The sequence below is a fragment of the Nocardia sp. NPDC047038 genome (assembly GCF_040644075.1).
GTDB lineage: Bacteria > Actinomycetota > Actinomycetes > Mycobacteriales > Mycobacteriaceae > Nocardia > Nocardia sichangensis.
The window spans coordinates 105,176-118,812 of the sequence record NZ_JBEYVQ010000003.1; the positions used below are offsets into that span (position 1 = coordinate 105,176).

Below are 13,637 nucleotides of genomic sequence, written 5' to 3' on the forward strand. Positions count from 1 at the left end.
TAACGCGGGAGCGTAGTAACTAGGCAGCGTAGTAGTTCCCTCGAGAGCCCGGGCGCGGGGGCCGGGTCGAACTCGGGGTTCGGCCCGGGCGCATGCGACGGGGCCACGGGGGCGTCCGCGCCGACACCCGGCGTGTCGATAACGGTTCGATCGAACTTCGGAGGTTGCCACGAAGGTGCCGGCGCGTGGGCGGCGAGCGGCGCCGACTCCAGCCGGGAGATAACCCGTTCTGGCACAACGTAATGCACACAGCCTGGCATCTGTCAAGCCCCACGGTTGCCTCGTTGTGGCCCTGACCTGCACAGTTGATCGCGCCGTTATCGAGTCGCATGTTAAACTGTGAACATCGAAAGGGGCACGGGACACATGATTTTTAAGGTCGGAGACACCGTCGTTTACCCCCACCACGGAGCGGCGCTGATCGAAGCAATCGAGACTCGCACCATAAAGGGTGAGCAAAAAGAGTATCTGGTCCTGAAGGTCGCCCAAGGCGATCTCACTGTTCGGGTTCCCGCGGAGAACGCCGAATACGTCGGCGTGCGTGACGTCGTGGGTCAGGAGGGTCTCGATCGGGTCTTCCAGGTGCTTCGCGCGCCGCATACGGAGGAGCCGACCAACTGGTCCCGCCGCTACAAGGCCAACCTCGAGAAGCTCGCTTCCGGCGATGTGAACAAGGTGGCCGAGGTCGTCCGCGATCTGTGGCGCCGGGAACAGGACCGCGGCCTGTCCGCGGGTGAGAAGCGCATGCTCGCCAAGGCTCGGCAGATTCTTGTCGGTGAGCTCGCGCTGGCCGAAGGCACCGATGACGGCAAGGCTGAGACCCTGCTCGATGAGGTCCTCGCAGCGGCTTCCTGACCGTGAACACACCTGACAACGGTGTCCGTTCCGCCGACGGACCCGTCGTTGCTCTGGTGCCTGCCGCCGGTCGTGGCGTGCGTCTGGGTGAATCCGCACCCAAGGCGTTCGTCCCGGTCGGCGGCACACCCATGGTCCGGCTCGCCGTCGAAGGCTTGATCGCCTCCGGCGCGGTCGAGCGGATCATCGTGATGGTTCCCGCCGAACTCGTCGACAGCGCCGTTGCCCTGCTGCCGCCCACGAATTCGGTCCAGGTGGTCGTCGGCGGCGCCGAACGCATCGACTCGGTGCGGGCGGGTATCGCCGCGGCGCCCGACGCCGCCTACTTTCTGGTGCACGACGCCGCCCGAGCGCTCACGCCGCCCGAGCTCATCGCCCGGGTCGCGGCGGAACTGCGGGCGGGCCGTCCCGCCGTGGTCCCCGGGCTCCCGGTGGCCGACACCATCAAGTCCGTCGACGCGGTCGGCGCGGTGACCGGCACGCCCGACCGCGCCCGGTTGCGCGCGATCCAGACGCCGCAGGGTTTCGCGGCCGACTTGCTGCGCTCCGCCTACGCGCCCGAGGGCATCCAGGCGACCGATGACGCGGGCCTGGTCGAGCGGCTGGGCGTCGCGGTCCACACCATTCCCGGCGATCCGCTCGCCTTCAAGATCACCACTCCACTCGACCTCCGGCTCGCCGACGCGGTGCTCGACGGCGCGGGCATCGGACGGGCGGTGACGCCGTGACCATGCGCGTCGGCATCGGCAGCGACGTCCATCCGATCGAAGCGGGCAGGCCCTGCTGGATGGCCGGTCTTCTGTTCGACGGCGACGACGGCTGCGCGGGCCACTCGGACGGCGACGTCGCCGCGCACGCCCTCTGCGACGCGCTGCTGTCCGCGGCGGGTCTCGGCGATGTCGGCGCGGTATTCGGCACCGGACGCCCCGAATGGGCGGGCGTCTCCGGCGCGGCCATGCTGAAGGAAGTGCGCCGCCTGCTGGACGAGGCGGGCTTCGAGGTGGTCAACGCCGCGGTGCAGGTGATCGGCAATCGCCCCAAGATCGGGCCTCGGCGCGCCGAGGCGCAACAGGTACTCGGCGAGCTGCTCGACGCCCCGGTCTCGGTGTCCGGCACCACCACCGACGGGCTCGGCTTGACCGGTCGCGGCGAGGGCGTCGCCGCCGTGGCGACGGCCTTGCTGCAAGCCTGTCGTTGATCCAGCTCCGACGGACCCGAGCCGGTCCGTGAACGACCTTATACACCAGCTAGGATCGACTGCCGTGACGCTGCGCCTCTTTGACACCGACACGCGGACCGTGCGCGATTTCGCGCCCTTGGTCCCCGGCCGTGCTTCGGTGTACCTCTGTGGCGCTACCGTGCAGGGCGAGCCGCACATCGGCCATGTGCGTAGCGGAGTCGCGTTCGACGTGCTGCGACGCTGGTTGCTCGCGCATGACATCGACGTCTTCTTCATCCGCAACGTCACCGATATCGAGGACAAGATCCTCACCAAGGCCGCCGAGGCGGGCAGGCCGTGGTGGGAGTGGGCCGCCACGCACGAGCGCGCCTTCGATCGCGCCTACGAACGGCTCGGTGTGCTGCCGCCGTCCGCGGAGCCCAGGGCCACCGGCCACATCACGCAGATGGTCGAGATGATGCAGCGGCTGATCGATCGCGGTCACGCCTACGCTTCCGAGGGCAACGTCTACTTCGACGTGGTCAGTTACCCCGATTACGGCAAGCTGTCCGGCCACAAGCTCGACGACGTGCATCAAGGCGAGAGCGCGGGCGAAGGCAAACGCGATCCGCGTGACTTCACCTTGTGGAAGGCGGCCAAGCCGGGCGAGCCGACCTGGCCGTCCCCGTGGGGCCCCGGCCGCCCCGGCTGGCACCTGGAGTGCTCCGCGATGGCCGAGTTCTATCTCGGTGCGGAATTCGACATCCATTGCGGCGGAATGGATCTGGTGTTCCCGCACCATGAGAACGAGATCGCCCAGTCGAAGGGCGCCGGTGACGGCTTCGCCAGGTACTGGCTGCACAACGGCTGGGTGACCATGGGCGGGGAGAAGATGTCCAAGTCGCTGGGCAACGTGCTCTCCGTGCCGAACGTGCTGAAGCAGGTGCGGGCCGTCGAACTGCGGTTCTACCTGGGTAGCGCGCACTACCGCTCGATGCTGGAGTACTCGGACAAGGCGCTGCACGACGCGGCGCAGTCCTATCAGCGCATCGAGGCGTTCGTGAACCGGGTGGTGGACCGGGCCGGTGAGATCCCGGTGGGCAAGTGGACCGACGCGTTCGCCGCCGCACTCGACGACGATCTCGCGGTGCCGAAGGCGCTGGCGGAGATCCATCGCGCGGTGCACGAGGGCAACAAGGCGCTGGAGGTCGGCGCGATCGACTCCGCGCGCGACCTGGCGAGCCAGGTGCGTGCCATGCTCGCCATTCTCGGTGTCGACCCGCTCGATCCGCACTGGTACACACCGAGCGATTCCTCGGCCGCGCTCGGCGCGCTGGACGTGCTGGTGCGTGCGGAACTCGACCGCCGTCAGGAGGCGCGGGCCGCGAAGGACTGGGCGGCCGCCGACGCCGTGCGCGATCGTCTGCAGTCCGCGGGGATCGAGGTCACCGACACGGCCGGCGGTCCCGAATGGGCGCTCGGTGCGCCGCAACCCGGAAAGGCCAAGTGATGGCAGGCAATTCGCAGCGCCGCGGCGCGGTCCGCAAGAGCGGCAGCAAGAAGGGCGCCGTGGTCGGCTCCGGCGGCAAGCGCAGGCGCGGACTGGAGGGGCGTGGCGCCACCCCGCCCGCGGAGATGCGCACCAAGCATCCCGCCGCCAAGCGCGCGGCCGCGAAAACCAAAGCCGCGCAGGGCCGTCCGTCCGCTCGTGGCGCGGCGGCACGGCCCGCCGGACGCAAGACCGAGGACGGGCCGGAGTTGGTGCTCGGGCGCAACCCGGTGGTCGAGTGCTTGCGTGCCGGCGTGCCCGCGACGGCACTGTACGTCGCGGTCGGTACCGAGAACGACGACCGGCTGACCGAGAGCGTGCGGCTGGCCGCCGACACCGGTATCTCCATCCTGGAGGTGCCGCGCACCGACTTGGATCGGTTGAGCGCCAACGGTTTGCACCAGGGTGTGGCGCTCCAAGTGCCGCCGTATCGCTACGCCCACCCGGACGATCTGCTCGACCGGGTGCGCAACGCCGCCGAGCCCGCGTTGCTGGTGGCGCTGGACAACATCTCCGATCCGCGCAATCTGGGTGCGGTGGTGCGTTCCGTGGCGGCTTTCGGTGGCCACGGCGTCCTGATCCCGCAGCGACGCAGCGCGAGCGTGACCGCGGTGGCCTGGCGCACCAGCGCGGGCGCCGCCGCTCGGCTTCCGGTCGCCCGCGCGACCAATCTCACTCGCACGCTGAAGGATTGGGCGGCTCAGGGCATTCAGGTCGTCGGCTTGGACGCTGGTGGCGATACCACGCTGGACGATTTCGACGGTCGCGAGCCGACCGTGATCGTGGTCGGCTCGGAGGGCAAAGGACTGTCCCGCCTGGTGCGGGAGTCTTGTGACTCGATCTTGTCGATTCCGATGGCGGGCCCGGTGGAATCGTTGAACGCGTCGGTCGCCGCCGGTGTGGTGCTGTCCGAAGTCGCCCGCCAACGTCGGGCCTGAGCACGTTCCCGCCCTGGACTCCCGTTGCGCCGCTTGCCGGGCTCCGGGTATCCCACGCCGTGCCGGGACGTCTTCGGCCTGCGGGCGGGTTCGTAATTCACTAAGAAAACCGGAGCGCGACAACTGATCTCGCAAGAACATGGGTAACTCACCGGGCACGCCCAGAACCCGGGTACCACCGAACGCAGGACCTGCTTGCAAATCTCGCGGCTCCCGACCCATACGGCCTAAAAACCCGGAGACGCCGAGGAGCCCAGTAGAATTCGGCTGGTGGTGATACCCAATCAGCCCATTGGCGCGCCGGTCGAGCATCCGAATGCGACGGCGGTGTTGTTTCTCGGCGCGGCGAGCGTCCTCTGCTGCGGAGTGCTGGGGCCGGTGGCGTGGGCGCTGGGACGGCGCGCGCTCGACCAGATCGAGGAATCCGGCGGCGCGTACGGTGGTCGCGCCCAGGTGCTGGTCGGCTACGTCCTCGGCGTCATCGGCACCGTCCTGATGATCGTCTTCGCGCTGCTGTTCCTGTTCATCGTGCTCGGCGGCAATGCTTGAGCGGCGCTGACCGAGTCCCGCGTGGGGCGGAGGGGCGCTACCGCCGGGCGGTGACATTCGCGGCATCGCACTCAGCCGGGCGAGCCGCCTAGTCCAGACTGGGCCGTTCGCGCCCGGCGGTGTCCCAGGCGGGCCATTCCGTGCTGACGCTGCCCGACCAGCTGGGCTGCCTGCGATCCCGGAACGCGGCCATGGCCTCGCCGCCGTCGATGCTCTTGGTCGCGTGCTGGTTGAGATCGGTTTCCAGTTGACCGACCATGGCCGGGTTCATCCCGAGCCCCTCCCAGAGCAGCCGCTTGGACAGTGCCACCGGTAGTGGCGCCGAGCCGTTCGCGATGTCGTGCGCGACGGCCAGCGCCGTCGGTAGCACCTCGCCCGCGGGCAGCGAGCTGTTGGCCACGCCCATCGCCTTCGCCTCGTCGCCGTCGAAGGTGCGCCCCGTCAGCATGATGTCGGCGGCGTTGGCCATGCCGACCAGCCTGGGTAGCGTCCAGTGCGCGTAGCCGTCGGCCAGCACGCCGCGGCGGACCTGATTCAGCCCGTACACCGCGTCGCGTGCCATGTACCGCAGATCGCACTGCAAGGCCAGGGCCAAGCCGATGCCGACCGCGTGGCCGTTGACGGCCGCGATAACCGGTTTACGCACCCGCCACGGCGGCGGATCGATGGTGGCGCTGACCTCGCCCACCCGATTGGACAGGTCCGCGCCCGCGCAGAACGCGGGCGGGGTGCCGGTGATGATCACGGCACGGATGGCGTCTTCCGAATCGCAGCGCTGCAACGCGGCGCCCAACTCGGCGGCCATCGTGGGAGTGAAGGCATTCTGCTGGGCGGGCCGGTTGAGCGTGAGCACGGCGACGCCCCGGGAGACGTCGACGTGCAGTTCCGAACTCATGCCACAGGATGTTAGCCGACGCGCGCGCAGCTGACCCGGGGCCGAAAGTCCTCGGCTATCCGCGCAGCACCTTGCGCCCGATGGCGTACTTGTGCACCTCGGTGGGCCCGTCGTAGAGGCGGAAGGCGCGCATGTCCCGGAAGATCATCTCGACGACTGTCTCGTCGCTGATGCCGATGCCGCCGAGCACCTGCACGCAGCGGTCGGCGACCTTGAACAACTCCTCGGACACGAACGATTTGGCGATCGAACTCTCGTGCCGTGCCTTCTCGCCGTTGTCCATCAGCCAGCACGCGTGCCAGATGGTCAGCCTGCACTGGTGCAGGGCGATCTCGTTGTCGGCGAGCATGAACGACACGCCCTCGTGTTCGCCGATCGGCTTGCCGAACGCGGTGCGGGTGCGCGCGTGCTCGACGGCGATGCTCTGGGCGCGTTCGGCCGCGCCGAGCCACCGCATGCAATGGGTCAGGCGGGCCGGGGCGAGCCGGAGCTGGGCGTAGCGCAGCGCCTGGCCCGCCTCGCCGAGCAGCGCTTCCCTGGGCAGAGTCAGGTTGTCGAAGCGGACCACACCGTGCCCGGCGACGTAGTTGCGGTCCATCGTGTTCATCGTGCGTTCGATGACGATGCCGGGTTCCGCGCCGTCGGCCAGGAACAGCGTTGGGCCCTCGGGCAGATGCGGGTTGGCGGCGAGGCGGGCCATGATGATCCAGGTCTTCGCGCCGTTCGCCCCGGTGATCAGCCATTTGCGGCCGTTGATGGTGAAGTTCTCGCCGTCGAAGGCGGCGCTGGTGGCCAGCTGGGCCGGGTCGGAGCCGGCCCCCTCGGGCTCGGTCATGGCGAAGACCGAACGCTGGTGGCCCGCGACCACGGGGGCCAGGTAACGCTGGACCTGGTCGGGATCGGCCACCTTGGACAGCAGGAACATGTTGCCCTCGTCGGGCGCCGCGCAGTTCATCGCGACCGGGCCGAGCGTGGACCAGCCTGCCGCCTCGTAGATCACCGCCTGCTCGATGTGGGTCAGTCCGCGTCCGCCGAGCGACTCGGGCGCCTGCACGGTGAGCAGCTTCTCGGCGCGGGCGAGTTCGACGAGTTCCTGCCGCAGCTCGTCGGTCGGCCCGTGCGTGGTCAGGCGCGGGTCGCGCTCGTAGGGGACGATCTTGTCGATGACGAAGCGGCGCACTCGGTCGCGTTCGGCGGCGAGGTCGGCGGGAATCGCGAAGTCGATCATCGTTGGTCACCATTCGTTCGGGGGGCGCGATGAGTCGAGCATACGAAAGCATTCGCCAACGACTGAAGGCGGCTGCCATCAAGTTGGTCCGGTTTCCGAGCTAGGCGCTGATCAGCACTGATAGCCGCTGGCCTGGCGGTCGCGGCACCGCTCGGCGTTGCGCTCGCCATGAGGTCACCGCCATCACCCGGACGTCGATCGCGAGAACTTCTCGACATGCCGGTGCGGCGTCAGTAGACCGGCGCGCGACGCCTTCAGCGGGCGTGCGCGAGTCTGCGGTCACGGGTGCCGAGCAGGCGGCAGGCGAGGTAGATCAGGAACGAGATCGTGGTGACGAAGGTCGAGACGGGGACGCCAGGCGCGAGCGACAGCAGGATGCCGCCGACGGCGGCGATCTCAGCGAACACCACGGCGAGCACGGTCGCTCGAACCGGGTCCGCAGTGAGCTGGGCGGCCGCGGCGGCCGGGGTGATCAGCAGGGCGAGGACCAGCAGCGCGCCGACGATCTGCACCCCGAACGCCGCCGTGATGCCCAGCAGGACGGCGAACACGATGGACAGCGCCCGCACCGGGACACCGCGCGCCACGGCCACTTCCGGGTCGGAACTGGCGAACAGTAGCGGCCGGTAGACGAAGGCCAGCACCGCGATCACTCCGGCGGTGCAGACGGCGAGCAGGCCGAGCCCGTTGTTGCCGACGCTGACCACTTGGCCGGTCAGCAGGGAGAATTTCGATCCCGCGCGATCGGGGCCCAACCACAGGAACAGCACCGAGAGTCCGAGCCCGAACGAGAGCACCACGGCGATCACCGAATCGCGTTCCCGCGCCCGCGCGCCGAGCAGGCCGAACAACACCGCCGCGACCACCGACCCCGCGATGGCCCCCAAACCGACGCCGACACCGGCCAGCAGCGCGGCGGCGGCTCCGGTCAACGAAAGCTCGCTGGTGCCGTGCACTGCGAACGACATCTGCCTGCTGATGATCAGCGGACCGATCACGCCGGACAGCAGCCCCAGCAGGGCCGCCGCGAGCAGCGCCTGCTGGACGAAACCGTAGGACAGCAGGTTCGCCGTGGTACCGAAGTCGAGCATCTTGCCGAGGACGCTGGAGAGCTTGTCGGTCACGAACGCACTCCGCTCTGCTCGGGATCCGCCGTCGGACGGTCGCCGTCGCCTTGGCCACGCTCCGCCGAAGCGTGGGCCGCCGTCGAACCGTTGCCGTGGATCGGGTGTCCGGACGCCACGTCGCCCGTTGCCGCGTTGCCGTTCGCCGGGCTGGGCGATGTGTCGACCGCGGATGCCAGGCCGCTCGATGTCGGTTCGGTCATCGGCGCACTGCTCACCGCCGGTTCGTTGGTCTTCGGGTCGATCGGCGTCGAGCCACCACTCGTCACATCGATGGTCGAGGGTGGGCCCGAGTTCGGGCGCACGGCGGTCGTCGGGACTGCCGGTGTTCGTTCGGCCGGAGCGGTGCCGCGGGTCGCCGCGTGGCCGGCTCGTGTGCCGGTTCCCGTGTCGGTCGAGGTAGCGGCGACGCGTGCCTCGTCGGTGGTCGGCGATCGGCCTGAAGCCGGGGCGGCGGTCGTCGGGACTGCCGGTGTTCGTTCGGCCGGGGCGCTGCCGTTGATTGCCGAGCGGCTGGTTCGTGTGCCGGTTTCCGTGTCGGTCGAGGTAGCGGCGACGGCGGCATGCGCTGAGGTCGGTGCTGAGGGGACCGGCTCTTCGACGGATCCCGTGGTCGAGGTGGCGTCATCGTCCGGTGCGGGGCTACCGGCGGAATCGCCGTGGGCGAACTCGTCGCCGGCCGGGCCGTGGCAGTGGCCGCCCGCGGTGCCGAGCGCGTCCATGGTGTCGCCGGTGCCGACGACCACCAGACGCCCGCGTACCCGTAGTACGTCCACCTGGGTGCGGTACAACTCCGACAGCACCGCCGAGGTCATCACCTCTTCCGGCGTCCCGATCCGGAACCTGCCGTCGACCAGGTACAGCACCCGGTTCACCAGGGGCAGGATCGGGTTGATCTCGTGCGTCACGAAGAGCACCGCGGTGTCGTGAGTGCGCCTGCGGCGATCGATGAGCTCGGCGACCAGTCGCTGATTCGCCAGGTCGAGGCTGAGCAACGGTTCGTCGCACAGCAGCACCTTCGGATCGCCGACCAGCGCCTGCGCCACCCGCAGTCGCTGCTGTTCCCCGCCGGACATGGATTCCAGTGGCGCGTGGGCGAATCGCTCTGCGCCCACGTCGGCGATGGCCGCGGCCACCTTTCGCCTGCGTTCGGCGCGGGAGCGCAGCCCGAGCCCCCAGCGATGCCCGTCGACGCCGAGGCCGACGAGATCGACGCCGCGCAACTGCACCCCGGCGTCGATCGTCTTCTGTTGCGGTATGTAGCCGATGTCGTGATTGCCGGTGCGCGCGGGAGAGCCCGCGATCCGAGCCGCGCCCGAACTCAGGCCGACCTGGCCCAACAGCACCTTCAGCAGCGAGGTCTTGCCCGAACCGTTCGGCCCGAGGACCGCGACGAATTCACCCGGCGCGACAGTGAGATCCAGCCCCTCCCAAAGGGTTCGGTCTCCGAACGACAAGCGGGCGGCTTCCAGTCGCACCGCGGCCGATTCACCGATGGTCGAGCGCCGTTCCACCTCGTCGGCGTGTGCGGTCAGCGCGGCTCCCTTGTTCATCTGCTCAGCCCAGCGCGGCGGCGAGCGCCTGCGCGTTCTTCGTCTGCCACTGAATGTAATCCACGCCGTCGGGCAGGGTCTCGGTCACCTCGACGACGGCGACGCCCGCGCTCCGCGCGGTCGCGCGCAGGTCTTTGGTGATCTTGTCCTCGGTCTGCACGTTGTAGATCAGGGCGCGGACCCGCTTGCCGGCGAGCAGGTCCTGCGTCGCCGCGACGGCCGCGGGGGCCGGGTCGGTCTCCTGCTCGATGGCTTCCTGGAACTCGTGCGGAGTCCGGTCGTCGGCTCCGGCGGCGACCAGGAGATAGTGCGCGAGAGGCTCGGTCTGCAGCACCGGCGTTTTCGGATGCTCGGCGGCGAGTGCGCCGGTGATGGCGGTAACCGCGGCGAGCCGGTTCTTGAACGTCGTCGCGCGCTCGGCGTAGGCCGCGGCCTTGCCCGGATCCAGTTCGCCGAGTTGGGCGGCGATCCGGTCGGCGACCACGTCGACGGTGCGCACGTCGTACCAGACGTGCTCGTTGTCGTCGCTCTGATCGGCCCGCAGGGCGAACGCGTCCACGGTGCGCTTGTTCGTGCCCGCCACCGCCTTCTCGGCGAACCGGTCGTAGCCGCCGCCGTTGTAGACCACGAGGTCGGCATCGCTGAGCGCCGCCGACTCGACCGCGGAGGTCTCGTGCGAGTGCGGGTCGGCGGACGGATCCGTGATCAGCGACCGGACGGCGGCGTCGGGGCCCGCGACGGCGGCGGCGATATCGCCCCAGACGTCGGTGGAGGCGACGACGGTCGGGCGCCCGTCGTCGTTGGAGCCGCCGCAGGCGGTCAGCGTCAGGGCGGAGACGACTCCCACGGCGATACCTGCGCAACTGATGGCGAATCGGGTTCTCACGTGGGGTACTCCTGGCCGTGCTCTAGATCATAATGGAAATCGTTCCCGTTAACTCTAGCAGGGGCCGTCAAGCGTTCGGATGCGACGCCCACCTGGAAACCGAATGCGAAGGGCCCGTGAACGATTCCTCGTTCGCGGGCCCTCGGCTCCTACGTGGTCAGACCAGCGCGGCCTCCACCGGCTGCCCCAGCAGCTGCGCGCAGCGCAACAGGCCCAGATGGCTGTACGCCTGCGGATGGTTGCCGAGCGACCGTTCGGCCACCGGGTCGTATTCCTCGCTGAGCAGCCCGGTCGGGCCCGCCACGTCGACCAGCTGGGCGAACAGCGCCTCGGCGTCGGAGCGCTTGCCGATCAGCAGGTACGCCTCGACCAGCCAGGCCGCGCACAGGTGGAATCCGCCCTCGCCGCCGGGCAGGCCGTCGTCGTGGTGGTAGCGGTATACCGTCGAGCCGCTGCGCAGCTCGGCCTCGGTCGCCACGACCGTCGCCGCGAAGCGCGGGTCGGACGGGTCGATCAGGCCGCTCAACCCGATGTGCAGCGTCGCCGCGTCCAGGTCGGTGCCGTCGTACGCGGCGGTGTAGGACTGCACCTCGTCGTTCCAGCCCTTGGCCTTCACCTCGTCGGCGATGGTGTCGCGCAGCACCGGCCAGGCCGGATCGGCCTCGCGATCGAACTTCTGCGCCAGGGTGAGCGCCCGGTCGACGGTCAGCCAGCCCATCACCTTCGAGTACACGTGGTGGCGGGGGTTGCCGCGGATCTCCCAGATGCCGTGGTCGGGCTCTTGCCAGCGCCGCTGCACCGCCGAGACCATGGCGCACACCAGCTCCCAGTCGGCGTCGGGCAGCACGTTCGCCGGATCGGTGACGCCGCGCAGCTCCCTGGCGTGCGCCAGGGTGGCGATGAGGTCCACGATCGGACCGAAGACGTCCAGCTGCACCTGCATGTTGGCCGCGTTGCCGACGCGCACCGGGCGGGAGCCTGCGTAGCCGGGTAGCTGGTCGATCGAGGCCTCCGGCGGCAGCGTCTCGCCGTACAGCGTGTACAGCGGGTGCAGCCGCTCGGGGCCGGGCAAGGTCTCCAGCACGCGGTGCACCCAGCCCAGGTAGTCCTCCGCCTCGGCGAGCGAGCCGAGCGAGACCAGCGACTGCGCGGTCAGCGCCGCGTCGCGCAGCCAGCAGTAGCGGTAGTCCCAGTTGCGCACGCCGCCGATGTCCTCGGGCAGCGAGGTGGTGGCGGCCGCGAGGATCGAGCCGGACGGCGCGTGCACCAGGCCGCGCAGGGTCAGCGCGGAGCGCTTCATCAGGTCGGGCTTGAGCGGCGGCAGTGTGAGCGTCCCCGCCCAATCCGACCAGTACCGCTGCGCCTCCCGCCGCCGCTCCGCCTCACTGGCCGGGGCGGGATCGAGATCGGCGGTGCCGCAGCGCAGTTCGAGCACGACCGGCCCCTTGGACGGATCCACGACGGCCCGTGCCGACTCGTGGGTACCGTCCGAGACGATCTCCCACCGCACGCCGGGTGAACGCAGCACGATCGGGTCGTTGGTGCCGTACACCCGCAGGCCGCCCTCCTGCGCCTCGAGGTTCACCGGCACCTGGCCGAACTCCGGGCGGGGGGCGAAGGTGACCACGGCCTTCGCGTCGCCGGTGATCACCCGGGTGAGGTCGGTGCGGGTCGGGGCTACGTCGTGCGGCAGGTAGTCCGTGACTTGCAGTTTGGCCCAACGGGTTTCGACGGTCATCGTGCCGTCGACGTAACGCTGCGACAGCGGCAGGCCCGGCCGCTCCGGCTCGATGGTGAAGTGGCCGCCCTGTGGGCCGCCGAGCAGGTGGGCGAACACCGCGGCCGAATCGGGCTCGGGGTGGCAGAACCAGGTCACCGTGGCGTCCGGGGTGAGCAGCGCGACCGAGCGCGGGCTGGCCAGCATGGTCAGCCGCTCGATGCGCGGCGCGCTCGCGCCCGCCAGCCAGGTCCGGCGCTCCTCCAGCAGGTAGGCCAGCGCGCACGCCACGGCCTCGGTGCTGTCCACCCGGAACTTGGCCAGGCTCTCGCCGTCGCCGACCTTGATGCCGACGTCCGGGCCGGACAGCACGCGGAACGCCTTCTCGTCGGTGACGTCGTCACCGAAGAACACCGCGGCCGAGGCCCCCGCCTGATGCCGAACGGTGTCCAGTGCGGTGCCCTTGTCGGTCTGCACCACGGCCAGTTCGATGACCGCCTTGCCCTCGGTGACCTGGACGCCGAACCAGCACGCCGGACCGAGCCGGACCTGCGACAGCGCGCGATGACCGATCTCCGGGCTGGCGTTGCGCACGTGCAACGCGACACTGGCCGGTTTGATCTCGACGGTGACGCCGGGGTTGTCCGCGGCGACCTGATTCAGGGCCGTCTGCACCTCTTGGAGCAGATGCTTGGCGTCGTTGTCGATCGCGTGCACGAAGCCCACGTCGAATTCCGAGCCGTGGCTGCCGATCAGTTGCACCTCGACCGGAAGGCGGGACAGCGCCGCGAGATCTCGCAGCGCGCGGCCGGAGATCACGGCGGCAGTGGTCCCGGTCAGGCCGGCGAGGGCTCGTAACGCGCTCACCGATTCCCGATGGGGAAAGGCTTTGGTCGGGTCGGACACGATGGGCGCGAGTGTCCCGTCGTAGTCCGATGCGACCAACAGCCGTGGCACGCGCGCGACCGTCGACAGTGCACGGCGAAGTTCCAGTGGCAGATCCTGTGCGCTCACGCATCCAACCTAGTGATCGGAGGAGTTTTTTCAGGGGGCGGGCAAAACAATACTGTGTTGAATTTGCCGCACAGAAGCGCGCCGGTTCGCGTGCGCACGATAACGCGCACCTGAACCGGTGTCCGGTAGATCTGCCCAGCTAACGGCAACGGGATCCGAGCGGGTGAGCT

Annotated in this window: 11 protein-coding genes and 1 pseudogene; 6 read left to right on the top strand and 6 right to left on the bottom strand. The window is 69.6% G+C overall.

The window, feature by feature from the left end:
- The first annotated feature begins 366 nt into the window (after window positions 1–366).
- From carD to ABZ824_RS13990, 6 genes are all read left to right on the top strand, one after another.
- Window positions 367–855: an RNA polymerase-binding transcription factor CarD gene (gene carD, locus ABZ824_RS13965; protein WP_011206964.1), complete on the top strand. Its 489-nt coding sequence runs from the start codon at window positions 367–369 to the stop codon at window positions 853–855.
- Between the two features lie 2 nt (window positions 856–857).
- Window positions 858–1,583 carry a 2-C-methyl-D-erythritol 4-phosphate cytidylyltransferase gene (gene ispD / locus ABZ824_RS13970; protein ID WP_356963569.1) on the top strand — a complete coding sequence of 242 codons (726 nt, stop codon included), beginning with the start codon at window positions 858–860 and terminating at the stop codon, window positions 1,581–1,583.
- 2 nt (window positions 1,584–1,585) lie between these two features.
- Window positions 1,586–2,053, top strand: a complete 468-nt coding sequence (ispF, locus tag ABZ824_RS13975) for a 2-C-methyl-D-erythritol 2,4-cyclodiphosphate synthase (protein ID WP_062968866.1) — start codon at window positions 1,586–1,588, stop codon at window positions 2,051–2,053.
- 64 nt (window positions 2,054–2,117) lie between these two features.
- Entirely contained in the window at window positions 2,118–3,524 is a 1,407-nt protein-coding gene (gene cysS / locus ABZ824_RS13980) for a cysteine--tRNA ligase (RefSeq protein WP_356963570.1), read from the top strand.
- Window positions 3,524–4,501 carry a 23S rRNA (guanosine(2251)-2'-O)-methyltransferase RlmB gene (gene rlmB, locus ABZ824_RS13985; RefSeq protein ID WP_356963571.1) on the top strand — a complete coding sequence of 326 codons (978 nt, stop codon included), beginning with the start codon at window positions 3,524–3,526 and terminating at the stop codon, window positions 4,499–4,501. The genes cysS and rlmB overlap by 1 nt, the downstream gene beginning before the upstream one ends.
- A gap of 270 nt (window positions 4,502–4,771) precedes the next feature.
- Complete coding sequence (locus ABZ824_RS13990; RefSeq protein WP_356963572.1) at window positions 4,772–5,050, top strand: DUF4190 domain-containing protein; 279 nt, start codon at window positions 4,772–4,774, stop codon at window positions 5,048–5,050.
- Between the two features lie 88 nt (window positions 5,051–5,138).
- Here ABZ824_RS13990 and ABZ824_RS13995 read toward each other — a convergent pair whose 3' ends face one another.
- The 6 genes and pseudogenes from ABZ824_RS13995 to otsB form a co-directional block, all read right to left on the bottom strand.
- Window positions 5,139–5,945, bottom strand: coding sequence for an enoyl-CoA hydratase-related protein (locus ABZ824_RS13995; protein ID WP_355076739.1), 807 nt, complete (start codon window positions 5,943–5,945; stop codon window positions 5,139–5,141).
- A gap of 55 nt (window positions 5,946–6,000) precedes the next feature.
- Complete coding sequence (locus ABZ824_RS14000; RefSeq protein WP_356963573.1) at window positions 6,001–7,173, bottom strand: acyl-CoA dehydrogenase family protein; 1,173 nt, start codon at window positions 7,171–7,173, stop codon at window positions 6,001–6,003.
- Between the two features lie 254 nt (window positions 7,174–7,427).
- Entirely contained in the window at window positions 7,428–8,297 is an 870-nt protein-coding gene (locus ABZ824_RS14005; protein WP_355076743.1) for a metal ABC transporter permease, read from the bottom strand.
- Between the two features lie 695 nt (window positions 8,298–8,992).
- A pseudogene (locus ABZ824_RS14010) lies at window positions 8,993–9,850 on the bottom strand (ATP-binding cassette domain-containing protein); the annotation flags it as partial.
- Between the two features lie 4 nt (window positions 9,851–9,854).
- Window positions 9,855–10,736, bottom strand: coding sequence for a zinc ABC transporter substrate-binding protein (locus tag ABZ824_RS14015; protein WP_356963574.1), 882 nt, complete (start codon window positions 10,734–10,736; stop codon window positions 9,855–9,857).
- A 157-nt stretch (window positions 10,737–10,893) separates the two neighbouring features.
- Window positions 10,894–13,467: a trehalose-phosphatase gene (otsB, locus tag ABZ824_RS14020; RefSeq protein ID WP_355076747.1), complete on the bottom strand. Its 2,574-nt coding sequence runs from the start codon at window positions 13,465–13,467 to the stop codon at window positions 10,894–10,896.
- Window positions 13,468–13,637 lie beyond the last annotated feature (170 nt).